Source organism: Okeania sp. SIO3I5 (genome assembly GCF_010672085.1).
GTDB lineage: Bacteria > Cyanobacteriota > Cyanobacteriia > Cyanobacteriales > Microcoleaceae > Trichodesmium.
Genome location: NZ_JAAHHT010000019.1, coordinates 24,521 through 47,830, shown reverse-complemented (window position 1 = coordinate 47,830; position 23,310 = coordinate 24,521). Strand labels below are relative to the sequence as shown.

The 23,310-nt window shown below is 33.6% G+C and carries 18 protein-coding genes and 2 tRNA genes; 6 read left to right on the top strand and 14 right to left on the bottom strand.

Annotated features, from left to right (window positions below):
* The first annotated feature begins 452 nt into the window (after window positions 1-452).
* On the top strand, window positions 453-713 hold the full coding sequence (locus F6K40_RS06975; RefSeq protein WP_293133305.1) for a DUF1049 domain-containing protein: 261 nt from the start codon (window positions 453-455) through the stop codon (window positions 711-713).
* Between the two features lie 208 nt (window positions 714-921).
* Here the strand turns inward: F6K40_RS06975 and F6K40_RS06970 are convergent, their stop codons facing one another.
* The 6 genes from F6K40_RS06970 to iscB all read right to left on the bottom strand — a co-directional run bounded on the left by F6K40_RS06970 (window position 922) and on the right by iscB (window position 6,863).
* Entirely contained in the window at window positions 922-1,851 is a 930-nt protein-coding gene (locus F6K40_RS06970; RefSeq protein ID WP_293133302.1) for a transcriptional regulator, read from the bottom strand.
* Between the two features lie 729 nt (window positions 1,852-2,580).
* Window positions 2,581-2,652: transfer RNA gene (locus F6K40_RS06965), tRNA-Thr, on the bottom strand.
* 26 nt (window positions 2,653-2,678) lie between these two features.
* Window positions 2,679-2,760: transfer RNA gene (locus F6K40_RS06960), tRNA-Tyr, on the bottom strand.
* A gap of 327 nt (window positions 2,761-3,087) precedes the next feature.
* Window positions 3,088-4,917, bottom strand: a complete 1,830-nt coding sequence (locus F6K40_RS06955; protein WP_293133299.1) for an ABC transporter ATP-binding protein — start codon at window positions 4,915-4,917, stop codon at window positions 3,088-3,090.
* A gap of 837 nt (window positions 4,918-5,754) precedes the next feature.
* The gene (locus F6K40_RS06950) at window positions 5,755-6,090 is read right to left on the bottom strand and encodes a hypothetical protein (RefSeq protein ID WP_293133296.1); all 336 of its coding nucleotides are present in this window, start codon (window positions 6,088-6,090) and stop codon (window positions 5,755-5,757) included.
* Window positions 6,075-6,863: an RNA-guided endonuclease IscB gene (gene iscB / locus F6K40_RS06945; RefSeq protein WP_293133293.1), complete on the bottom strand. Its 789-nt coding sequence runs from the start codon at window positions 6,861-6,863 to the stop codon at window positions 6,075-6,077. The genes F6K40_RS06950 and iscB overlap by 16 nt, the downstream gene beginning before the upstream one ends.
* Before the next feature lie 302 nt (window positions 6,864-7,165).
* Between iscB and F6K40_RS06940 the strand changes: the two genes are divergently transcribed.
* Together F6K40_RS06940 and F6K40_RS06935 are read left to right on the top strand one after the other, a co-directional pair.
* The gene (locus F6K40_RS06940; RefSeq protein ID WP_293133290.1) at window positions 7,166-7,801 is read left to right on the top strand and encodes a ceramidase domain-containing protein; all 636 of its coding nucleotides are present in this window, start codon (window positions 7,166-7,168) and stop codon (window positions 7,799-7,801) included.
* A 955-nt stretch (window positions 7,802-8,756) separates the two neighbouring features.
* A complete protein-coding gene (locus F6K40_RS06935) occupies window positions 8,757-10,460 on the top strand; it encodes an asparagine synthetase B family protein (RefSeq protein ID WP_293133287.1) in 1,704 nt (567 codons plus the stop codon).
* 182 nt (window positions 10,461-10,642) lie between these two features.
* Here the strand turns inward: F6K40_RS06935 and F6K40_RS40675 are convergent, their stop codons facing one another.
* From F6K40_RS40675 to F6K40_RS06905, 7 genes are all read right to left on the bottom strand, one after another.
* Window positions 10,643-11,068, bottom strand: coding sequence for a hypothetical protein (locus F6K40_RS40675; protein WP_365670517.1), 426 nt, complete (start codon window positions 11,066-11,068; stop codon window positions 10,643-10,645).
* A 69-nt stretch (window positions 11,069-11,137) separates the two neighbouring features.
* Complete coding sequence (locus tag F6K40_RS40670) at window positions 11,138-11,371, bottom strand: hypothetical protein (RefSeq protein WP_365670474.1); 234 nt, start codon at window positions 11,369-11,371, stop codon at window positions 11,138-11,140.
* The gene (locus F6K40_RS06925) at window positions 11,349-11,486 is read right to left on the bottom strand and encodes a hypothetical protein (RefSeq protein ID WP_293133284.1); all 138 of its coding nucleotides are present in this window, start codon (window positions 11,484-11,486) and stop codon (window positions 11,349-11,351) included. Before F6K40_RS06925 ends, F6K40_RS40670 begins: the two co-directional genes overlap by 23 nt.
* A 741-nt stretch (window positions 11,487-12,227) precedes the next feature.
* Complete coding sequence (locus F6K40_RS06920; protein WP_293133281.1) at window positions 12,228-12,665, bottom strand: NUDIX hydrolase; 438 nt, start codon at window positions 12,663-12,665, stop codon at window positions 12,228-12,230.
* A gap of 446 nt (window positions 12,666-13,111) precedes the next feature.
* Window positions 13,112-13,255, bottom strand: a complete 144-nt coding sequence (locus F6K40_RS06915) for a hypothetical protein (protein ID WP_293133278.1) — start codon at window positions 13,253-13,255, stop codon at window positions 13,112-13,114.
* Between the two features lie 185 nt (window positions 13,256-13,440).
* On the bottom strand, window positions 13,441-14,271 hold the full coding sequence (locus tag F6K40_RS06910; RefSeq protein ID WP_293133275.1) for an OmpA family protein: 831 nt from the start codon (window positions 14,269-14,271) through the stop codon (window positions 13,441-13,443).
* A gap of 490 nt (window positions 14,272-14,761) precedes the next feature.
* A complete protein-coding gene (locus F6K40_RS06905) occupies window positions 14,762-14,902 on the bottom strand; it encodes a hypothetical protein (protein ID WP_293133272.1) in 141 nt (46 codons plus the stop codon).
* Window positions 14,903-15,087: 185 nt separating this feature from the next.
* On the opposite strand from F6K40_RS06905, the gene F6K40_RS06900 reads away from it, so the two are divergent.
* Complete coding sequence (locus F6K40_RS06900) at window positions 15,088-15,957, top strand: DUF47 family protein (RefSeq protein WP_293133269.1); 870 nt, start codon at window positions 15,088-15,090, stop codon at window positions 15,955-15,957.
* 872 nt (window positions 15,958-16,829) lie between these two features.
* Here F6K40_RS06900 and F6K40_RS06895 read toward each other — a convergent pair.
* A complete protein-coding gene (locus F6K40_RS06895) occupies window positions 16,830-19,235 on the bottom strand; it encodes a hypothetical protein (RefSeq protein WP_293133266.1) in 2,406 nt (801 codons plus the stop codon).
* Window positions 19,236-20,309: 1,074 nt separating this feature from the next.
* Between F6K40_RS06895 and F6K40_RS06890 the strand changes: the two genes are divergently transcribed.
* Both F6K40_RS06890 and F6K40_RS06885 read left to right on the top strand, forming a co-directional pair.
* Entirely contained in the window at window positions 20,310-22,937 is a 2,628-nt protein-coding gene (locus tag F6K40_RS06890; protein WP_293133263.1) for a dynamin family protein, read from the top strand.
* A 148-nt stretch (window positions 22,938-23,085) separates the two neighbouring features.
* Window positions 23,086-23,277, top strand: coding sequence for a hypothetical protein (locus tag F6K40_RS06885; protein WP_293133260.1), 192 nt, complete (start codon window positions 23,086-23,088; stop codon window positions 23,275-23,277).
* Window positions 23,278-23,310: the final 33 nt, after the last annotated feature.

The following is a 23,310-nucleotide window of genomic DNA, read 5'->3' as shown; positions in this document are numbered from 1 at the left end:
TCCCTATTCCCTGACTTCTGCAAGAAGTCTAATATTTTTCATAGGGATAAGTTCAAATAACAATCCTTGAATACAAGGCACAATTAGGTCAAATCAATTCAAAATTCTTGCATTATTAATTCGCTCATTATAACCTCTGCCTGTTTGCTCCGCATTCTGCAGGAAAGTCAGAGGCTTGAAATCAGGAAAATATTTTTGATTTTTTGCGCTCTCTTTGTGAAGAACGAAGCTTGAATCCTTAATTAAACAGAAACGATTATTGAAATTAAGTTAGAAGCAAACTTTTTGAACTTTGAATGCATGAATTTTGAATTTTGAATTCCAAAAATGGTCAACAAAAAAGCCCTCCAAGGGTATAACTCAGTGATAATGGCTGTATATTCTTGAGGTAGGATGGATTTTATTTTTTTTGATTATCCATGGTAAGATTATAATTATTTCTATGTAATTATATGATGAAATATTCTATGCAAAAATTTATCTCACCAATTATTAGCAGTATAATGCTGGCATTGTGGATAAGTGGGATGGCAATACTCTCAGTTCAGAATGCCACTCCAATATCTTTAAAGTTTCTTGGTTTCCAGTCTATCCAGATTCCTATTGGAGTAATATTGTCCCTTAGTGTGAGTGTGGGACTTATCATTAGTTCGATTCTCCTGCCACCTCTTTTGAATCTTGGACAGATGAAAGATAGTCAAGAATATTTTTAATTTTAGGGACAATTTATGGGTGTCCCTAGTTATTACCCTTGACTAAAAAACAAGGTCTTAAGCTTCCCATTTTCAAGGAATAAAAAGTATATTCAGTATTTCAAGCATAAGATTTTAGTTGGAGATGCTGATAACTGAAATGACATCCTGCCGACATTACGCTTAAGGAATAAAGCAGGATTTTGTCAACATTTGATTTAAGTTATCATTATAACTTGTATACTTGACCATCAATTAGTAGTCGAGTAATTCCTTTTGCTTGCAAATAGACAGTAGTTTTTTGTAACATTCTACCATCAGGAACCTTCAGTACCCTTTGGTTACGGGCAGAAAATCTATGAGCTACTCGGTGATTGTCAAAAACTGGTAAAGTTTTCTCCTGAGACTCTTCTACAGGTATTTGTCCTAATTCCCCAAAAGTTATCAAAGGTTTAGTCACTAACTCTGTAAATTTATCTACTACTATGTAGCAAGTTTTTGGCAGCACTGCCTCAGTCAGATCGTATACCTTAACTTCAGAGTAACTAGAACTATGAATAGATATATTATAAGAAGTGTCTATTCCTTCTTCTTCTTCTTCAAATTTATCTTCATCATCAAACTCTTCATCAAAATCTTCTAAATCATTATTCTCAAAATCTTCTAAATTTTGGGGTTGCTCTCGTAAATCTGCTGCTAAAATCTCTTCTATTTCTTCGGTAGGTGGGTAATTACCTTCAAATGTATCATTTGATTTCTGAGTGTATTGAGAAGTTAAAGATAATTTGGGCAATTCTGTCAGTTGTTCAGTTTCAGCATCACTAGATGAAGAAGAACGTCGGCGGCGTCTTTTCACCATTCCATCTGCTTCATCTTCCCTATCGTCTGATTCTTCTGTCTCTAAATTTTCCCCACCTAATGATTCATCCAAGTCATCAGTATCTTGATCGATATGTTTTGGGGAACGAGATGGACGCTTTTGCTTCTGTTGAACTAGCTCTTTATATTCATCTTCTGGTATGCTGCTTTGTAATATCCGTCTAATTGTGGAACTACTCACTCCATAGCGATCTGCTAGAGTAATAGTATTCTCTTCTGTAGTTTTATAGAGTTCTATAATTTCTAATTTTTCTGAATCTGACAGCTTTGTAGGTGTCATACCAGTTTCCCCAACAAATAGTTTATTTATTTATTGTGCTATAGTCTTCAACAATTTTCATCTTAAATAATTCTATAGTGTTATGGGCAAGTCATTTAAGTTATCAGTTATCAGTTATCAGTTATCAGTACCTCTGCCTGTTTGCTCCGCATGACCCAGGAAAGTCAGAGGCTTGAAATATTAAATATTGAACCTGTTTTTTCATCCCCTTGTAGAGCGACAGCTCGCAGTCCAGGCAAGGGCAAGCTTGAGACCTGATTTTTTGGTCAAAAGTTAAAAGTAATCTCTAAGTAAGTTTTCGGCGTCCAAATCCTTTTTTATGGGATGCACATACAAACTGCAAGGAGATTACCAATGTCGGCGTCCTAAATGCTTAGTTCTATTAGAATGGTTTCCTAATTTTAGTTAATAGAGTTTTGATGTTTCAAAAGTATTCTAATAATAAAGCTTTCATGTAGCAGTCATAGGAAAGACAGTCTTTTGCTGCTTTAGTAATATATTATTCACCTAGATTTACTATAAGAACTTAACCTTTTAACAGCTTAACTAGATATTAGAAACTACTTATTTATTTTTATGGTAGTGGATACTTAAAGATTATTAGAAATCTCCCAAAATCAGAAATAAAATTAATTATCCTACAGAAATAATTATTATTTCCCCTTATTCCCTATTCCCTCTTTTCTGGAGAGGACTATATAATTAAAAATAATTTCATGTATAGATCAAAGCCCGTGACGAGGATTGAACTCGTGACCTCACCCTTACCAAGGGTGTGCTCTACCACTGAGCCACACGGGCGTTCTTATTTCAATCCTTTTTGTGAGTGGGCCGAGCTGGATTTGAACCAGCGTAGGCGTAGCCAGCGGATTTACAGTCCGCCCCCATTAACCACTCGGGCATCGACCCTTGTTACTCACATCTATATATATTAACACAAAAAATATTTATTGCAAGAGTTTTGTGAAAAAAAATTATTTAGGGTTTGCTGAAAAAGTCTTATGGGTGGGAAGGAGTCAGGAGTCAGAAATCAGGAGTCAGAAGTTAGGAGTCAGGACTAATGGGAATGACAGAGGATGTAGTTTGCAGAATTGTCCCTCAATTTTTCTGCCCTTGCCTACTCAAAATCCTAAGCTGTGTGACCTTAAGGGAGAACAAAGCTTGTACTTTTTTTGCATACGCAAAGGCTAAAGCTTTTAAATTGAATCAGCAAGCCCTATTTACTAATTCTCAAGTTCAACCCACTATCCTACTAGCAGTTTCTTGCAATGAATGTAGCCGGTGATAAATACCCTCTTGGCACAATAACTCTTCATGGCTGCCAACTTCAACAATTCTACCTTGGTCAAGTACGACAATTTTATCGGCCTCTCGTACTGTACTGAGTCTATGAGCAATAATAATGGTGGTGCGAGTCCCAAAAATATCGTGCATTGCTAACTGAATAGCCCGCTCACTTTCATAGTCTAAACTAGAAGTGGCCTCATCAAAAATTAGTACATCTGGGTCTACTAATAAAGCTCTAGCTATTCCTATACGTTGTCGTTGACCGCCTGATAATCGCACTCCTCTTTCTCCCACAACTGTATAGTAACCTTGAGGCATTTGTTGAATAAATTCATCAGCTTTAGCAATTTTACAAGCTTCTTTTACTTGATCAAAAGTTGCTTGAGGATTACCGTAAGTTAAGTTGGTTAATAAAGTGCCGTTGAATATATCTACCTCTTGATGAACGATCGCTAATCGACGTCGATAACCTGTAATATCAAGACTATTAATATCTTCTCCATCGATTAAAATTTTGCCTTGATCTGGTGAAAAATATCTGAATAGTAATTTGACTAAAGTAGATTTTCCTGAGCCAGATTTTCCGACTAAAGCAATAGTTTGACAAGGTTTAATTAAGAGGTTTATATCTTTTAAAACTGGCTTATTGGGATTGTAACCAAAGCTCAATTTTTCCAACTCAACTTTACCTGTGAATTTATAGGGATTAATATCTGGAGATTTGGCAGTTACTTCTGTTAAATTAGCAGCATCATAACCTATGGGTAACTGCATAAATTCATGGAAACGAATCATCGAAGCATAGCGACGGACAAATTCTTCAGTTAATTTACTGATGGGAATTATCTCTGCATAAGCCATGCTGGCTAAAGTGTATATAGTCACAAAATATCCTAGAGAAATTTTACCAGATAATGTTGCAGATAATGTCAAACCTAGAATGAAGAATAGGCAAAATTGAACAATACTTGTCTGATACATGGATAGCCAAACATAGCTTTTATGAATTCTACCTATAATAACTTTGAGACCGCGGTTAGTTCGAGTAGTTTGTCTTTGCAGTTCTTGAGTTTCTGTAGCAAATGCTTTGACTGTTTTTATATTGGTAATAATTTCTGAGTTGTGACTTTCTGTGTTTTCTTCATACTTCTCACAAGTGATTTCTATTTTTGCTATTTTTTGAAGGCTTTTGAGGGTAAAAGTCAGGATAAAAATAAATGAACCAAGGAATAAAAGAGCAATTGGTGGTTCTATCAAAAAGATGATTATAAAAATTCCGAATACCCGCACTAATTTTGGGATTAAAATACCTGCAATTTCTGGGTAAGTCCAGGTGTGGTTCATCACTCCTTTAGAAATACGGTTGGCGATACGTCCTGGGTTATTTTCGTCGTAGAATTCTAGGGGTAGGGTAAGAATTTTTTGGATGCCTTTTTGCAAATGGTCTCGACGTGCTTTGAGAGGAACTACCCAATGATACCAGTGGCCGAGCCAAGCGGTACTTGGACCTTTGGCAATGCTGACTAAAAATATTAGTCCTAATGGTACAGATAGGGATAATAGTTGATTAGTGGGTAATCCGGTTAAGTTGGCGATCGCCCCAATTAATGGTTCCATTGGCCAGTCTGTGGAACGTCCTGAGAGTAAGTTCAAAATCTGACCGATGCCATAAGGAACTATGAGGTCTGTTAGTTCTATGGCGCTTGATACTGCCATACTGAAGATTGAAAGTGGCAGGTATGCCTGGTAGTATTTAATTATGTCCCTAAAGGTGGCCATTATTTTTTTTTATTTTAGAAGCACAGTTCTTCATGTTAATACAAAAAGATTACTATTGTAATACTAATATATAAATTTGTCGATTTAGATTTTGGGTAATCAAACTAGATCGTTGCAGTTAAGGAGTGGTGATCGCTACCGTTTCACGAAAATCAAAATTTAAAATTTAAAATTCAGGCATCAAGATTTTGGAGCATCAAACTAGATCGTTGCAGTTCTTGAGTGGCGATCGCCACCGTTTCACGAAAATCAAAATTTAAAATTTAAAATTCAGGCATCAAGATTTTGGAGCATCAAACTAGATCGTTGCAGTTCTTGAGTGGCGATCGCCACCGTTTCACGAAAATCAAAATTTAAAATTTAAAATTCAGGCATCAAGATTTTGGAGCATCAAACTAGATCGTTGCAGTTCTTGAGTGGCGATCGCTACCGTTTCACGAAATTCAAAATTCAAAATTTAAAATTCAGGCATCAAGATTTTGGAGCATCAAACTAGATCGTTGCAGTTCTTGAGTGGCGATCGCTACTGTTTCACGAAATTCAAAATTCAAAATTTAAAAGAAATATTTTGTCGGATCAAAACTTTGAGGTTACAGCAGTAATTTCAGAGAGTTATTTTACTTATGGGGTTTAAAACTATTTGTGACATCTTTAAAGTGAATTGGTGTCAGAAGTAATCTTTGACTTTGTTCTGCTAAGTTTTAGACGGCATTTTCCTCGACATTTATGGACAAATGTGGACCAAATGTATAGGTATAACCGTCTTTTTGATGTACAACTTTTAATTTACTTACATGAACACTTTTTGCTTTTTGTCCTGGCACTGTGAAATTAAAACTATTTGATGAAAGAGCGAGGATTAACTCTACCTACTTCCCCTGTTTCCATATTCAACCCTAAGTCTCCACTATTCCAACCTTTGATTGGTTTTAGTGGGTTGTACCTGATGGGATATCCATATTTATTTACCGCTGCTTTTTGTCTACCTCCTTGTCCTTTGCATATAGCAACTAAAGCTTGGGTGGTCTTAAATTCTAACTTATTCACTTCACCTACACAAGCAGCATCTATGCAGTGCGATGAAGGTAACTTCTGTTTTCTGCGGTTAAATTTTGTTTGTCCCCCGGTAGATGTGATTACCCTCAACCGAGTAGTCTTTAAAGTATTGAACAATTTCCACCGCGTAGAATTAACCGAGTAGTGCATCTTTTAAAGATAATTTGGCTTGGGTTTCTATTCGCTTTAATAATTCTGGTTTTCGTATTGAAGAATTCTTTGACATCTTGGTTACTCTTAAGTTGGTTACATTTAGTACAGGCAACAGTTAAGTTAGATACTCGGTCTGAACCTCCTTTTGACTTGGGGTAGATATGTTCTACCTCTAGCGGTGTATTTTTTTTACCACAATAAGCACAAGTTCGACCCCATTTTTCTAACAAATATTCTTTCAATTCATATCCTGCCAATTCACCCTGTTGATACTCAGTACCAGAAATTTCTGGATTTTGTATCAATTGAGTATCAAAGCGAACCAGTTCCATTGAGATTGATTGAACAGGACAAAACCTAATTAATCGTTTTACCCAAGTCATAGTAGTTTCGACTCTGTGCATTAGAGAGGGGGCTAACCAATCTTTAGGCTTCTTTTTGTTCGGGTTACCTGGTTTACGGTATCTGAGATTTTTTGTCCTCCTAGCTCTCCTTCTTTGAGAACGCTTTTGCAGTTTTTCAGAAATTAACGAACCTCGGTGTTCAATTTCTAGCATCCAGATCACCTTGTTTCCTTCTAAAAGAGCCATGCCTGTAAATTTTGAGCCTGGGTCAATCTTGAGGGTTAAAGTTGTTTTTACAACTTTTTCCACGGCTTTTTTAAGAATCAAAGTAAAAGGAAAGCGTCGCCAGACAGCAGCTCGCCCCGAATTTAACAATCTACGAGCAACAGGCAAGCTTGCAAGGTTGTAATGGTTTTTTGTTTGTATCTATGACAAAAACGTAATTAGTGTTAGACATTGTGGTGTCTAGTCCTTTTCAGTAAAGTGTTCCTCGATTATGTTGGCCCAGCTTGTTCATGCCCTAAACACTATCGGTACAAAACCTACTTCCGATTGGCGCTATTAAACGCCGTCCTTAATTTAGAGCGACCCGCACATAAGCTGGAGTTCACTTATCGTGGTCATGACTAAGCCAACGTAGTCAGTTAAGACTTAATCTGCAACCTTTGAGAGACAATTCCTAAAAATGTCTAGGATTGGCTAGGTTTTTCAAAGGTGGTTTATGGGATGAACTAATAAATGCTATTAGCAACTTAGCTTTTTTTATTGTAGCATGGTCAAGTTGGCGTTTAGCACGTAGTTTAAATGTGCAATTTTTAAGTGTGAAACTGTTAATGTATTTAATGATAGCTATTGGTATTGGTAGTAGTTTATTTCACACTTATGCTACAAGTTGGGCATTGTTAATGGATGTCGTACCTATAACTATGTTTCAAATATGTTATTTGTGGGTTTATACCCGTAGAGTGATGAAATTAAAATCTATAATATCTATGATTTTAATCGTAATTTTGGTAATTGCTAGTTTAGCAACTCTGCCACTCAAGGTACTGAATGGTTCTATTAGTTATGCACCAGCTTTAATTTATTTATTAGGATTAGGAATTTATCATTTTCAAGCAAAAAAGCAAAGTAAGTTTTTAGTTTTAGCAGGAGCAGGTATATTTTTAATAGCTCTATTTTTCCGAACAATAGACCAATATATTTGTCCGATATTTCCCATCGGGGCTCATTTCTTGTGGCATATATTTAATGGATTTATGCTTTACTTCGTTACAAGTAGTTTACTATTCAATTTAAAATCTAATAAATCCCATTCTACAATTAATTAATTAATCTCATGTTCCGTTGAATAATAGCAATAGAGATATTTCGATTAATAGGTAATAGTTGCAGTTTAAATTAAAGCAGATTTTATAAATAGTTTTATTATTAATATAGCGTTTCTCAGCAATCGTGAGGTACACCTATCTTTATTTGTTCCTATTTCCTATTCCCTGTTTCCTATTCCCTATTCCCTATTCCCTGTTCCCTGTTCCCTGTTCCCTGTTCCCTAAAACCAAGGAATTTTGTACCTCACGCTTCTTGGGAATTGCTATATTTGTACTTATATACTTGGAATATTCCCTATCTTTTCGAATAAGAGACTGAATGTATCAGGAAATATAAAAAGGAGATAGGTATGGAGGGAATAGGTATGGAGGGAATAGGTATGGAGGGAATAGGCATGGAGGGAGGAAGAAATCAAGACAAGTATTGAAGAGTTAAAATAAAGGGAACATATATACCTTTTCACCTAATCAATCTACCAAATTTCAATCTCTTGAAGTACCTTTTACTTTTAGATTTTAGTCACTCAACAACTCTCTTAAGACTTATTTTACAAACAGTTTATAAATAATTTTAGCAACCACAAATAGGAAAAATTTGTGCTAATGTTTTGCTAACCTAACATAAAATACAAGCTACTAAAATTTTTTTGCTGAAAATCAAATCATAATTTGAGAGATTGAATGTATCAGAAAATATAAAAAGGAGATAGGGAACAGGGAACAGGGAACAGGGAACAGGGAACAGGGAATAGGGAATAGGGAATAGGGAATAAGGAGGAAGAAATAAACATAAATATTTGTCGCTTAAAAAGTCTCGGAACATAAGTACTGAATACTTCTTTATCTACCTTCTTTCAATCTCTTGAATTATTACCGCTTTTAGATTCACATCACAAGTGATGCTCTCTTAATACTTATTTTACAAACAGTCTCTGATCAATCAGGTTAAAAATCAATGTTATTTTCCCAATTAAATCAATTTATTTATAACAATAATAATCAATTAAATATTAATTTAATTCCTAATTGGCATATCGTTTTCAATAGCTATAGTGGTGCAATAATTCCCGATAACTTTTTAATCAAATATGAATTGAAGAAAAATAATACTAGATATTTTTGCTATGAAGAAGAGCATTTACTGATCATCGGCGATATTTGGTTAACTAATCAAACTCAATTATATTCTGAACTGAATTTAAACTACCAATATGAATTTAAAAATGACTATGAGCTAATTCTTAAATTGTGGTCAAAATTAGGAAGAGATTGTCTGAATTTACTCGAAGGAATGTTTGCTTTTTCTATTTGGGATAATCAAGAACAAAAATTATTTTTAGTCAGGGATGGAGTAGGAAGTCGTACCCTATATTATTGTCAACAAAGTGGTAATTATTATATTGCACCTCGATTAAAAACTTTACTGCCTTTTCACTCACAAGAATTAAATTTAGTTGCACTTAGAGATTATTTAACTTGTTCTTTTGTTCCTGGAGAAAATACATTGTGGAACGGAGTAAAAGAATTACGTCCTGGTTCAGTTTTAACTTTACCTACGGGAAAAATTGATTATTATTGGCAACCAGAACAAAATATTAAATATTCTCAGGAAACCTTAGAGTTTCATGGTGATAGATTAAAAAAAAAGTTAGAAGAGGTTGTGAGAGAATATTTACCCAAAAAACAATCTATTGGGATTTATTTATCAGGGGGATTAGATTCTAGTTGTATTACTGCTTTATGTGCTAAATTTCATCAAGAAAAAATTCATACTTATTCGATTCATTTTGGTGCAGAATGTCCTAATGAATTAGAGTTTTCTCGCTTAGTCGCTAAACATTGTCAAACTGAACATCATATTTTGGAAATTACTCCTCAAAAAATGTGGGATAATTTACCGATTACTTTGGCTAATTTAGACGATCCTATTGGCGATCCTTTGACTTTTCCTAATTATTTATTAGCTCAAGTTGCTCAAGAAAATAGTCAAGTTATTCTGAATGGAGAGGGAGGAGATCCTTGTTTTGGTGGTCTGAAAAATCAACCGATGATTTTAAGTCAGTTATATGGTAATTCAAGTTTGGATTCTAATTTACTGAATAATTATTTGACGTCTTTTAAAAAGTGTTTTGTTGATTTACCTAACCTATTAAAACCTGATATTTATCAGCAAGTTGAAACGGAACAATCAGTATTTATTGATGATTTAATTTCGTCTAATGAATTTGTGAACCGTTTGATGTGGATTAATATCAAGTTTAAAGGTGCAGACCACATTTTAACTAAGGTTAATAATCTAACTTGCTCGGCAAATTTAATCGGACTTTCCCCTTTATTTGATAAAAGAATTGTGCAATTATCAATGGAAATTCCTCCACAGTATAAGTTAAAAGGTTCAGAGGAAAAAGCTGTTTTGAAGCAAGCGGTTGCAGATTTATTACCGGAAGCTATTGTTGATCGTCCTAAAAGTGGAATGAGGGTTCCTGTACAGTATTTTTTCTATCGTTATTGGCGCAATAAAGCTAAAAGATTATTACTTTCTAGAAAAGCTAAAATTGCTGATTATCTTAACCAAGATTTGATTAAAGAATGGCTGAATTATCGTGGGGATGTGTGGGGACGTTATGGGTTGAAATTAGAGTTATTGATTAGTTTATAAATCTGGTTAGAAGTTAATCAAAAATAAATTTCAACCAAAACTATCAGCACTGAAAATAATTGCAGTTTCGGCACTATAATCTACTCCAGATTCTTGCCAAGTTTCTGATGATTCTCCTTGATTTAATTCAGCTTGACTTGTTTGAGTAATTCCTTCTCCCTAAAACAAACTAATTTTTTTCCTTACGCTTTTTGGAAGTTGCTAAAAATTTGATTGGTTAATAAAGTATCGTAATTTTCCCTGTGACGAATTAGAAAATGACGATTATCTTCTAATAAAACTTCAGCAGGTAAAGGACGATGTAAAAAATGGGAAGACATGGCAAAACCATAAGCTCCCACATCTAAAATAGCTAAAATATAGTCGTTTTTCAAAGCAGGTAATTGACAATTTTTACCCAAATAATCCCGTGAATAGGTGGTATTCCCACAGACATCAGTTACATACAATTGTTCTGAATTTTTTTGCCAAGAAACAATTTCTCGATAACCTCGATGAACAGATAAAACTGATAAATTAGAAATAGTTGTATCCACACCAACAATTTGTTTATTTCCTTGCCATTTCACAGAAACTACTTTAGTTAAAAGAGTGCCACATTGAGCGATCGCTGCTCTACCTGGTTCAATAATAAGTTTAATTTTTGGCTCTAACTTATCTAAAACTGCGGTTAATTTTTATCCCAATTTTTGCCAATCAAAAGCGACTTTTTTGTGTTGATAGGGATAACCAAAACCTCCACCAAAATCTAAATATTCCCAGTCTGGTAATTGTTGACCAATCTCCAATAATTCATTAATAACTTTGGTAAAAGCTTGAGTCGCATTCGTTCCGGTTCCTCGATAAAAATGTAAACCTGTTAATTTTAATCCATATTGTTTTGTTAATTTAATTGCTAAAGGAAATACCAAGGACTACCAAGACACTAATAACAGTAGAAGTTAATGGTGACTTCTTTCTTTTTTGAGCTAAATTTTTCTGCCTTTCTACTGCTAGGATAGCTTCATATAATAATTCAATAGACAAGTTTAATTATGTGATAATTTACGTTAATTGCTGACGGGAAATCTGCGACTATTTGAAAGAATATAATCGTTCAATCTGCGAAATAATTAGCTTTAATTCTTCGGCATTTATATTATTCATAAAAATAATTGTGTACCATTAATTAGAACAATCTTCCTCTGTACAAATTATTATCTATCGATACCCTATAATACCAATTTTATAAATGTTTTTTACAAATGGTAGAAGTAAGAATGGGTAAGAAACTGTTTGTAAAATAAGTCTTAAGAGAGTTGTTGAGTGACTAAAATCTCAAAGTAAAAGGTACTTCAAAAGATTGAAATTTGGTAGATTGATTAGGTGGAAAGGTATATATATTCCCTTGATTTTAACTCTTCAATACTTGTCTTGATTTCTTCGGCCCCCCATACCTATTCCCTATTCCCTATTCCCTATTCTCTATTCCCTATTCCCTGTTAAGTGTTAAGTGTTAAGTGTTAAGTGTTCCCTATTTCCTTTTTATATTTCCTGATACATTCAGTCTCTAACGATAGAGATAACTATACATTAATGCTATATTTGAGCTATACTTCAATACCTCAAGAATTACCAAGATTCAAAGTCTGTTGTTAACAATTATTAGTCAGTCAGTAATTATCATTCCTACTTTTAATCTTTCCCCCTACCTCGCACACTCCCCCCTAATAAAATATAGCAAGATTTTTGAGATTTGGTATTAACAGCAAGACTGGCAAAACTCAATTATAAAACCTGATTCAATATTTTTTTGTGTTCTTCAACAATATTATCTGGAATATAATCAAAAATTTGAATCTTTTCTCCTTCTTGATTTTCTGAAGGAAGAGGAGAATTTGCAGTACATAAAAATACTAATCCCACCGACCAACCAAAACCTCGTTGTTTGACTTCACTAGGATATTCTAAATATCCTAATAACTTTTGTTTTGTAACTGTAATACTCAACTCTTCTTGAGCAATTCTCTGAATAGCATCCTCAATATATTCTTGATAAAAAACTGTACCTCCTGGAATATGCCAAAGATTATTCCAAGCAGCATCTTTTCTAAGAGTTAATACCACACCTGTTTGAGTTTTCACGACTACTTCTACAACAAGTCTGGGAACTTGAGAATATAAAAATTGGAATTCTTCTGGAGAAAAAGGTTTTTTGCGAGTCATTTAATTGAGTTTCTCTAAAACTATTTTTGGTTATTTTAGCAATTTAAAAAAATATTCCTATATCAAATTTTTTAGTAGCTAAAAGTGTCAGAGGTTTGGCGACAGACAAGAATAAATAGGAACAATTTATGATTTATAGTAGGGGTTTGGTGACCAAACCCCCACATTTGGTAGCGAAACCCCCACAGTAGTTTTCAAGAATTAATATTAATTTGATTTCTAAATTATGGGTAAGAGTTTCGACGCTTGTTAACAATTTACGTGTGTAAGCGATATAATACGGTAGTTCTCTTCACACAGAAAGTAACGAGGGTGAAATTTACATCTTCTGCACCGGCTCGCTGCTTAAACATTTCTGGCAGTCTATCTATTAGACATCTCCAAACATCCCCCTCGCTACTGGGGACGGCGCAATCAGGATTTGAGAAGCAAATGAATAGTAATATCTATTGACAAAGACTTAAATCTAAGTATAGACTGTTAAGATGGGGTTGGCTTAACCGTTTCGGCTGTCGCCGACATGAAAATGCCTGTGGATGAGTAACCGCCGACGGCCGTAGGGACGTATCGCTGCGCGACATGTAACGCATTTTTGTTATGCAACGTCCGTACAGCAGGAAGTAAACTTTAAAATATCACGCTATGTGACGTTTTATATCGGTTTTATAAAGCAGTGTCAGAGGTTTAGCGACAAACAAGAATAAATAAAAACAATTTATAATTTCTGCTAGGAGTTTGTTTACCAAACCCCTAAATTTGATCGCTAAATTAACAGTTAATTAGCAGGTGTCAAAATAATTACTGTACGCTGGTTTATATCAGCAGCAGGATCAGTACCAGGGAGTGGTTGCTCATAACCCACTCCTTCACCAACAACCTGATGCAGTAAATTTTGCCCTTTTAAATATTTGACCACAGCATCTGCTCGATCTTGGGAAATTAGTTGATTTAATTGAGCATCACCAACTCTAGATGTATGACCTTCAACTTTAATGGCAACTTTATTAGGATCGTATTCTTTAATTTCTGAGATGAAACCATTTATAGTTTGTTCTGCTGGGAAAGATAATTCCACTGCATTGAAACCAAATTTGACTTGACCTAGAGTTTTTGCTTGAGTCAAAGATTTTCCTTGTGACTGAGATGTTGTCGCTATGTCTGTTGTAGAAGTCGGAGTCTCAGGTTCGGGTTGTGATGTAGCAGTTACTTGTATAGCTTCAGTGTTAGTAGGAGTTTCTGTCGTCTCAGTAGTAGGTTGTTCGCTAGAGGTTGTTGTTTCTGTGTTTACCTCTGACTCTCGATCTGTTGTTGTAGCAGTTGTGATTGTCTCGGTGTCTTCTGTTTCTATGGTTGTAGTTGAAGACTCTGGTTCAGTAGAAGTTGTATTTGTCTCAGTTTCTGGGGTTTCTGTTACTTGAATTTCTTCTGTTTGAGAATCTACATTTTCCGAATCTACATTTTCAGTTAATTGAACATCAATAGTAGGGCGTTTAAAAGCATTAGGACTAGCAAATGCCCAAGCACAAATAATCATAAAACCCATACATCCTGCTAAAATTGTAGGACCTACAACTTGTTGGTTATCTATTTTTTTTTCTGCACTCATATCTAAAATATAACTCCAAACTAGATTGGTATTATTACTTTTATTGAACTAATCTGACGATCTAACGATCGAGGTTTATAGAATCTGCAAATCAAACCAAATTTTAGTAATTGGTCACGATATTGAGATTCTTGCCCTTATTTATATCAGGATTTTATGATAAAGGGTATAAACTGTAATGTATTTTTCTGAAGTTCTTTATATTCCATTGAATTTTGCTCTGCTGAAATAGTCAATAGACTAAAAACTTTGATGCTATAGTAATTTCCGAGAATTATTTCACATCTAAAGTTTGAAAATATTTGTGAAATTTTTAGAATAAATTGGTATGAAAATTTAGTTTTCTAGCTGAGGAAGTGAAAGATTAATAATTTTGTTTAATAATTAGATTTTAATTTTAAATTTTCTAATAAACGGACAACTATTATATGGCGAGAATAGTTAGAGACGTTCCACAGGAACGCCTCTAGAAAGTTTTGATTAGTATTAATTAACCCACTGTATAAGCGGTACTAAGTCCCCACAAAAGGAGAAAGACTATACCACCTAAGATAATAATCGCAGAAATAGCGATCGCGCTAGGAGTATCTGCTCCCTTGAATTTCATTATGCCACGGTTAAGGTCTGACATGGTATTTTTCTCCTAAATTATGCTTTTTATTTTAGCTAAGAATTTCTAGAAATATGTCTATGCTGTTACTGTGTTTTCTAATATTTCTTTCTATGGCAGATTCGTCTCGAATTTTAAAATAATAATAAAGAACTGAAGTAGAATATTAATATATAACCAAATATCAAATTTTTACGCGGTGTGTTATGTCGGAAAATAATGAGGGTAACCCATTAGATGATATACCATTTACTCCGGATCTAATCAGGGGTGTAAAAAAGGATAGTTCGGAATCTGATAATTATCCTGGTAATTCTGAGCAGGTAGAAACTGAGGAGGAATTTGAGAAAGTTAATGAAGTTTTGCCGGTTGAAACTGAAACAATAAATTATCAGGAATTATCTCAAGATATTAGTTTGCTTAGAGAAAAGTTAGAGCAGTTTTCCCAAGATGTGGAAAATAATTACTCTCACCTTCAGGGAGAAGTTTCTCGGTTGTCTTATTTTATGTTGGAGTTGCAGGGGGAAAAGTCGAGTGTAGATGTTGATTTAGAGTCGTTGTTTAGTCGAGTTAAGTCATTAGAAAATTCATTAGAAAGTTTACCTAGGAAAATAGAGGAAAGGATTAATAGTACCCTTGATTCACAACAGGAAATTGATGAAGAAATTTCCCAATTTGCAGAAAGTAAGGAATTATCTCAAGATATTAGTTTGCTCAGAGAAAAGTTTGAGATGTTTTCTCAAGATGTGGAAAGTAATTACTCTCAACTTCAGGAAAAAGTTTATCGAATGTCTAGTTTGTTGGAGGAGTTACAGGAGGAAAAGTTTAATGGAGATGGTGATTTAGATACATTGTTTCGTCGAGTTAAGTCATTAGAAAATTCGGCAGATCAACTAAAAGGAAAGATTAAAAATATTCTTGATTCACAACGTAAACTGAATGAAAGTATCAAGAAGTCTTCCGTAAAGATTGAACAATTGCAGGGATGTATATTTTTAATATCTATATTTTTGCTTTTAATAGGAACGTCCCTAGCCATTATATTTAGTGTTCTTAAAAGTTTTGTAAATAATTAGTAAATATCTAGAGTGCTGAAAGACTTACTATCAAATAAAAATGCTATGTAATAATCCTAAATGATTTGTGAAAAAAACTGTAGGGTTTTGGTCTGGAAATTCCATTGTCGCTTGAGTTTGGAAATCCAACCCCTACGATAAAGTTTTACAACCTATTTAGGATTACTATAATTGTTTACTAATAACAAGTGCTGCTCCTGAAAAAAAATACCAACTTCCCTACAAAAATCTCATATTTTCTAACCGATTAATATCCATAATTCGCTCGACTAAACTTTGCCAATTTCTTTGAATATTAATCCGATTTGCCATAGTCAGAATTTTATATAACACTTTGTAGGTTGGGTTGAGGAACGTTTCGCTGCGCGACATGAAAAGCGAAGCTTATCCGCAGGATAAACCCAACAGAAATATATTTGCACAACTAATCAATAAATTAACAACAGTGAGTCAAATAATTTATGATTTGTTCAAAAGTTCGTTTCTTTGATTGCCGTACCTAATTGTTATGCAAAAAGATATATGTAGCTCTACATTAAGATTAGGAAAAATATCTATTACTTTTTCAATCAAATTATATTGCCCTCGCTAAAAAATGTACTGTTAGAGAAGTTTTTGTTGGGTTACTCTAAGGCTTAATCTAACCTACAACTACTAATCAGTTTAGGTAAGAAACTCAAAATACATAGCTACCGATTAAGATTATAAAATCTCTGTATTACCTTTGAAATAAAATTATATTGCCCAACCTAAAAAATGTACTGCTAGGGAAATTTTTGTTGGGTTGCGCTGGCGCTTAACCCAACCTACAGTATTTTAATTCCTTATTAACAAGCACGAACGATCGCTCCTCAAAAAAGATACAAACTTCCCTATAAAAAACTCATATTTTCTAACCGATTAATATCCATAATTTGCTCGACTAAACTTTGCCAATTTCTTTGAATCTTAATCCGATTTGCCATAGTCTTAAACTCCGGCCAAACCTTCTGTCGTACTTGTTCATCATCTAAAAAAATCTCCCAATCATCTTTAATATCTTCAGCACGCAATATCCGATCTACAAACTCAGCTACCATCGCATAAGCTAACTGTTTAGGTTCAGATAATAACTTGTCTAAATCTGACTTGCATAAATCAATTACCCGTTGATGAATTTTCTGAATTTCTATCAACACTTTTTCCGAAGATTCAGCATTTTTAGTAGAAATTTCCTTCTCCATTTTCTCCAGTAAAAGTTCTGACTTAATTTTTTCATCGTCAGATATATTACCTGATTTTAATAGGTTGGATAGCCTTGTTTCCCACCAATCTTTTATTTGCTCTATAGTCTGAAACTGAGCCATAATTTTATTAATATTATATTTCTCAGGATCTAAAATTTCTTCTATTTCCGAACGCAACTTTTCTAAATCTGGAGTTAAACTTAGAGTTTTTTTATCGGGGTTAAGTTGATTAATATGCTGTCTGACTTGACGCTGAATAATACCTGCATAAGATACGTTAAAATCAGAAATAGTGTCAAACCCTAGCTTCAGATTAATTAAATCCCCTGGAATATGCTCTGCCATCCATTTTAGGAACTCAATTTCTCGCAGATCAGTTAATCCTCCTAGTTGCACTTTATCAGTTAATAACCGACCTATTTCTGATTTAACCGCATCCAAAGAATCTTGAATTTTTCCATCTAGAAATAAGAATTGTTTGGATAAATCGGTTCTGATAATATGTAGATAACGACTGTAAGCTTCCGTATATGAACCAGATATGTTGCTATCTTTTTTGATTTGCTCTACAGACTTAGGAATAGATGACAGTTTTTGGCAATTTTCTATGACTTTATTTACTTCTTCTTGGAAAGTTTCATCTGTTTGGTTACTTGCCAACTCAATAGTTTCCAAATATGGCTGTAAAGTATTTGTTAATTTATCCCAAAATTGCTTAAACGACTTCTGAAAAAGTCTTTTATCTCCAGCATATTGTTGTAGAGCAGAACTAGCTTTTTCTAACTCAGCTTGCAAATTCTTACTTAACTTAATCAACTTATTTTCAAAAGTTAAGGCATATTTATGGTCTAACTCAGTAATATTTTCCGTCAAATACTGCAAGATTTTTTCTAACACATTCGCCGTTTCTTTTGTATTAGCACAATCAGCAATAATGCAGTCAGCAAACTCCATCCTTGTATTAGGAAGTTCATCTAAAAAACCATGACAATTTTTGGAATTATCTCCTTGCTCCGAGTCAGGAGCAGTCTTATTAAGAATTAAAAATGACCATCTTGATAAAGGAATTGTAGGTATTCCTTTTTGCGCTTTATCGTACAAACCCACATCAGAATCTTTATCCCAATAATCTCCTCCGGGATTAGGTTTTCGCATAAATAAAACAAAGTCTACATCTTGACTCAAAACTTTAATCATTCGCTCTACATCACCTACTCCTGTGTCGCCTAAACCTGGCAAATCTACTACTGCTATTTGACCAATATCTGAGTGGGGAAACTGAGATTTAATTTCTACTTTTTTGACAGCTAAATAATTGTAATAAACTTGTTTGCCATCAACATCATCTTGGGCAACATATTCTCTAATTTTTTCTTGGGTAATAGGAAAAATTGGTTTCAGATTGAACAAATCTTTGTATTGAGGATAATGTTCTTTATACCGCTTCAAATATTCATATTTTGCTTGGTCTACTTTGTTAGTAATATTGCTTGGTAATGCAGGTAAACCTCTGTTAATAAAATCGTCAAATTTTTGTGGTGTTGTTCCTAATGATAAGTCTTCATAGTAAAGCTTAATAACTTCTTCTAGTAAACTTTTTTGGGAATGAGAGTAGACTTTTCCTGTAGTGGATTGTGCTTGTAATTGATGATAAATAATACTCATAACTCCCGTGCAATGTTGTCCGCTACCATCAGGAATTTCATGGCGAGTTAATCCTGTTAAAGTCTGTAAAAATTTGCTTTTGCCTTGTCTTGGTTTACCAACTACACCAATATTTAAAGTTTGGCGATAAAACCGTGCTTTTAGTTTACTAATTATCGTTAAATTCGTTGTTATCTCTTGCTCTATTTGAGGCAAATTAATCCCTTGCAAAATTTCCGATGTTTGAGAATCATTAAGCTGAGGGATAAAATTATTTCGTTCTTTAATTAGTCGTTGAATATATTGCTGTAGAGAAGTCAAATGAGTCTCTACTTTTTCAACTCTCTTAGCTAGAGGTTGACGTTTTTCTATGATGCTTTGAATTTTCAACGATATATCCGTAGCCATAAGCGGTGTTTAAAAATTGGTGAGACTTGAGTATTGTTATTTAACATCCAAGTATAACATAGGAGAAGCGATATATCGGCTCAAAAAATTTTGTCAAATCAGATTTTTAAAGAGAGCGATCGCTCCAAATTTTACCCAACAACTAAGGTTTAAAGTTTCTCCTTGAAAGGATAAAAAAAGCCAAAATTTTCCTTTTAACTCATCTCAAACCTCAAAAATATAGTGTTCCGAATTTTACCGAACAATTAAAGTTTAAAGTCTCTCCTTTCAGGTCTAAAAAAAGCTAAAATTTTCCTTTTAACTTATCCCGAACTTAGAGAAGAGGTAATTATTAATTGTCGAAAAGCTAGCGCTCCGAATTTTACCCAACAACTAAGGTTTCAAGTCTCTCCTTTCAGGGACAAAAAAGCAAGAATTTTCCTTTTAACTAATTTTCATCTTGGAGAAGAGGTAATTATTAATTGTTAATTGTTAATTATCGAATACCTCAAAATTACCATAATTAGCAATCAAACTAACCGTTGGATTAATCAAAATATATTTTACTGAGTAACTATAGTATCTGCTTAATTAGCGATCAATAAAATTGGAGAATTTTTGACTTCCTATTTGATTTCCTATATCTCTATCTTTATTCTTAAAACCTTTAAAATTCTGTAAGTCACCAATCCGAATGCTCCCCTACCTGACTCCTAACTTTCAGCAAAATATTAAAACTTAAATAGGATTACTATATAAGTCATTTAGTATAGTTTTTTATCAATAAATTAAGATTTTTATCATCTTAGCTGTTGATTGTACATTTTTTTACTTTCCTATAACTAATACTTAGTATAATAAAAAAAGACGTAAGCATTTAGATATTAGCCTTTAGCTTTTCCTTGGTAACTATTCTACACCAAGTAACTAATAAGAAAGATTAGCAAAGAATGCTTTGAGAAGAACTTTGAAATTTCCCTCAATCTTTCAACTCTGATTCCTCCTTCAAAAAAAATAAGTTAATAGCTGAAAACTAATAGCTGATGACTAAATTCTCTTAGAAAAACACTACTAAACTATCACATATACAGACTAATGGATATTACCAAACTTAGCAACGAATCAGTAGAATTACTATCTCTTATTACTGGAAAAAAATTGACTAAAAAGGATATTACGCCACCAGTATTGTTTTTAGCAAATCTAGTAATTATCCTGATAGGTGTTATCTATGCAGATGGAAAAGTATTAGAAGAAGAAAAAGCTAGACTGAAAATAACTATCCATAAATTTATCCCTCCAAAGGGCAATGTCTTGGAATTAACTAAATTAATGATTCATGGAGTATCTAAGCAACAGCTTTACAAAAAAATTGAGACAATTTTGACATTAATTCCTCCTCTTTCTACTCCAGAAAAATTGTTATTAATTAGCTTTGGTTATGAAATGTCTGCTGCCGATGGAGATATGGATGTACGGGAGATAAAATATCTAGAAATTGTGGGGAAAAAATTAGGTGTTAGACCCCAAAGTTTACAACTTTTAGAAGCAGGATTTATTCATCAAGACAATCTCGATCAAGAATCTAGGGATGAAGTGAAATATTTACTTAACCCGGCGCGTTTCCATCAGTTAGATTGTATTTTTGTTAAAGCTGCTAGTGAAATGCTAAATTCACTTTTGCCGAATCATAACCAAAAACAAAATAAAACAAATCCGCTCAAACAAACTGCTGTTTATAAAGGGTTAAAAGAGTTTCAACAATATAGACAAAAACTAGAGGATATTTGTCACCAAACCTATAAAATATTTACCGAATCAAGTGAGCGAGATTTACTGCCCAATACATTAATTTATGAAGTAGATAAAATCTTAGAAAAAATACAATCTCAAAAATTCCGAATTGCAGCGATAGGAGAATTTAGTCAAGGTAAATCAACTTTATTAAATGCTTTACTTGGAGAAGAAATTCAACCAGTCAGAGAAATTCCTTGTAGTGGCACAGTTACAGTTTTAAAATATGGCAAAAAAAAGCGAGTTATTTGTCGTTATAAAGATGGCAAAGAAGTAGAAATTCCTTTCAGAGAATATCAGTCAAAAGTAACTATTTCAGAATCAGCAGCTTTAGGAAATATGAGTGAAGAATTAGCTCTATCGGAGGTGGAAGAAATATTTTTTGAACATCCAGATTTAGACTTATGTCAAAGTGGGGTAGAAATTATTGATTCTCCTGGTTTAAATGAACATCCAAACCGCACAGCTATTACTAAAAAATTATTAGAAGATACTGATGCGGTGATTTTTTTAACTAATGCTTCTCACCCACTAACTCTAGGGGAACGAGAGTTAATTCAAACTGTGAAGTTGGAGTTAAATGGTAATAATATTGATTTGCCTGCGGATAATTTATTTGTGTTGGTAAATTTTATTGATCTAGTCAGAAGTCAAAAGAATCGTCGGCAAATTAGGAAGAGATTGGAAAATTTTCTGTTGGGTGAAAAACCGATTATTGCTGATGAGAGTCGTTTACATTTTATTTCTGCTCAAGCTGCTTTAGATGGAATTTTAGAATGTGAAGAATGTGAAGAAAATGAATATTTGACCTACTTTAAAAATTTCACGCACTCGATAGAAAAGTTTCTGACTGTTGAGCGGGGTGCTGTAGAAATTCAGCAAATTTTTACTAAGATTAATGCTTTGATTACTGAGGGAATCAAAGCATTAGATAGAGCCGAAAAAGTTTTAGATGGTAAGGTGTATTTGTCTGTAGAGACAAAATTAGAAATTTTGAAAAAAATAGAGGATGCTAGTGGACGAGATGTCAAAATTTTATCAACTACTGAAAAATTGAAAAACCAGAGTATTAAACAAGCTGCAAAGTCTTGGGATAAATGGGTAGAAGGATTGGGCGATCGCCTAGAGGAAAAAAGTTCCGAATGGTGTTCAGAACATTCGCTTCTTTGGGATAAGGAAAAAGTTATCAAAGATTATGCAGAAGGATTTGCAAGTTCTCTGGAAACTGAATTAGAAAACTGGAGTAATCGGGAAGTCAAAGAAATTTTGGTGAATAATTTAGAAGTTTTAAGCAAGGAAATATACCAAAATCTAGAATTTATTAGAATGGATTTACAGGCAGTAGATTGTCAAATAAATTCTAACTTGAATGAGCAATTTAATTTTGCAATTGAAAATATTAAAGGAGATGGATTGGATATCTCTTCAGTGATTAAGTTAGAAGAAAATTATGATAGTAAAAAAAGTGGTTTATGGGAAAATTTAACCTTAGGTGGTTTAACGGCAGGTGCTTTATTTATGTTTACAGGAGTAGGATTTTTACCCATATTTTTAGCTGGAAGTGCTGTAGCTTTGATTAGCTCATTTTTGGGTATGGGTGCGGATGATGAGAATCCCGAACTAAAAATTAAACAGCAAGTTTATGATGTCTGTTTTCAGAAGTTTGATAAATCTACTTTGGAAATATTTAATCGGATTTGTGAAAATATTGCTGAGGTTTTCTATTGTCAGTTTAAATCAGCAAGTAAAGTGATTGAGCAGGCAATATTGATTTACGAAAATCTCCTTGAACAAGAAGAAAAAGCTCACCAAGAAACTCAGGAACAATTAGAGTCACAGAAAAATATAATTGCCGAAAAAAAACAGCAACTTAAAGAAATAAAAAATCAAATTGAAACAATCCTAGCTGAAATTAATAGTCGTCGATAAATGTAAACATTCAGCTCTTAGCATTCAGGACTTCAGCAATTAGTAATGAATAATTACTTCTCAGGTTGGGGAAGGAGACTTTGCCAGTAACTTTTGATGATGTCTCAATTTCAAAGGTGGCTTTTACCTTCCCCAAAATTAATAGCTGATGGTTGAATGCTTACCGATTTGTGAAAATATTGCTGAGGTTTTCTCTTGTCAGTTTAAATCAGCAAGTAAAGTGATTGAGCAGGCAATATTGATTTACGAAAATCTCCTCGAACAAGAAGAAAAAGCGCACCAAGAAACTCAGGAACAATTAGATTCACAGAAAAATATAATTACCGAAAAAAGACAGTAACTTAAAGAAATAAAAAATCAAATTGAAACAATC

What these genes read in the sequence shown, in the direction of transcription:
- F6K40_RS06975 (WP_293133305.1), top strand. Translation starts at nt 453, where the DNA reads ATGATGAAATATTCTATGCAAAAATTTATCTCACCAATTATTAGCAGT.
- F6K40_RS06970 (WP_293133302.1), bottom strand. Translation starts at nt 1,851, where the DNA reads ATGACACCTACAAAGCTGTCAGATTCAGAAAAATTAGAAATTATAGAA.
- F6K40_RS06955 (WP_293133299.1), bottom strand. Translation starts at nt 4,917, where the DNA reads ATGGCCACCTTTAGGGACATAATTAAATACTACCAGGCATACCTGCCA.
- F6K40_RS06935 (WP_293133287.1), top strand. Translation starts at nt 8,757, where the DNA reads ATGTTATTTTCCCAATTAAATCAATTTATTTATAACAATAATAATCAA.
- F6K40_RS06920 (WP_293133281.1), bottom strand. Translation starts at nt 12,665, where the DNA reads ATGACTCGCAAAAAACCTTTTTCTCCAGAAGAATTCCAATTTTTATAT.
- F6K40_RS06915 (WP_293133278.1), bottom strand. Translation starts at nt 13,255, where the DNA reads ATGCGTTACATGTCGCGCAGCGATACGTCCCTACGGCCGTCGGCGGTT.
- F6K40_RS06910 (WP_293133275.1), bottom strand. Translation starts at nt 14,271, where the DNA reads ATGAGTGCAGAAAAAAAAATAGATAACCAACAAGTTGTAGGTCCTACA.
- F6K40_RS06905 (WP_293133272.1), bottom strand. Translation starts at nt 14,902, where the DNA reads ATGTCAGACCTTAACCGTGGCATAATGAAATTCAAGGGAGCAGATACT.
- F6K40_RS06900 (WP_293133269.1), top strand. Translation starts at nt 15,088, where the DNA reads ATGTCGGAAAATAATGAGGGTAACCCATTAGATGATATACCATTTACT.
- F6K40_RS06895 (WP_293133266.1), bottom strand. Translation starts at nt 19,235, where the DNA reads ATGGCTACGGATATATCGTTGAAAATTCAAAGCATCATAGAAAAACGT.
- F6K40_RS06890 (WP_293133263.1), top strand. Translation starts at nt 20,310, where the DNA reads ATGGATATTACCAAACTTAGCAACGAATCAGTAGAATTACTATCTCTT.
- F6K40_RS06885 (WP_293133260.1), top strand. Translation starts at nt 23,086, where the DNA reads ATGGTTGAATGCTTACCGATTTGTGAAAATATTGCTGAGGTTTTCTCT.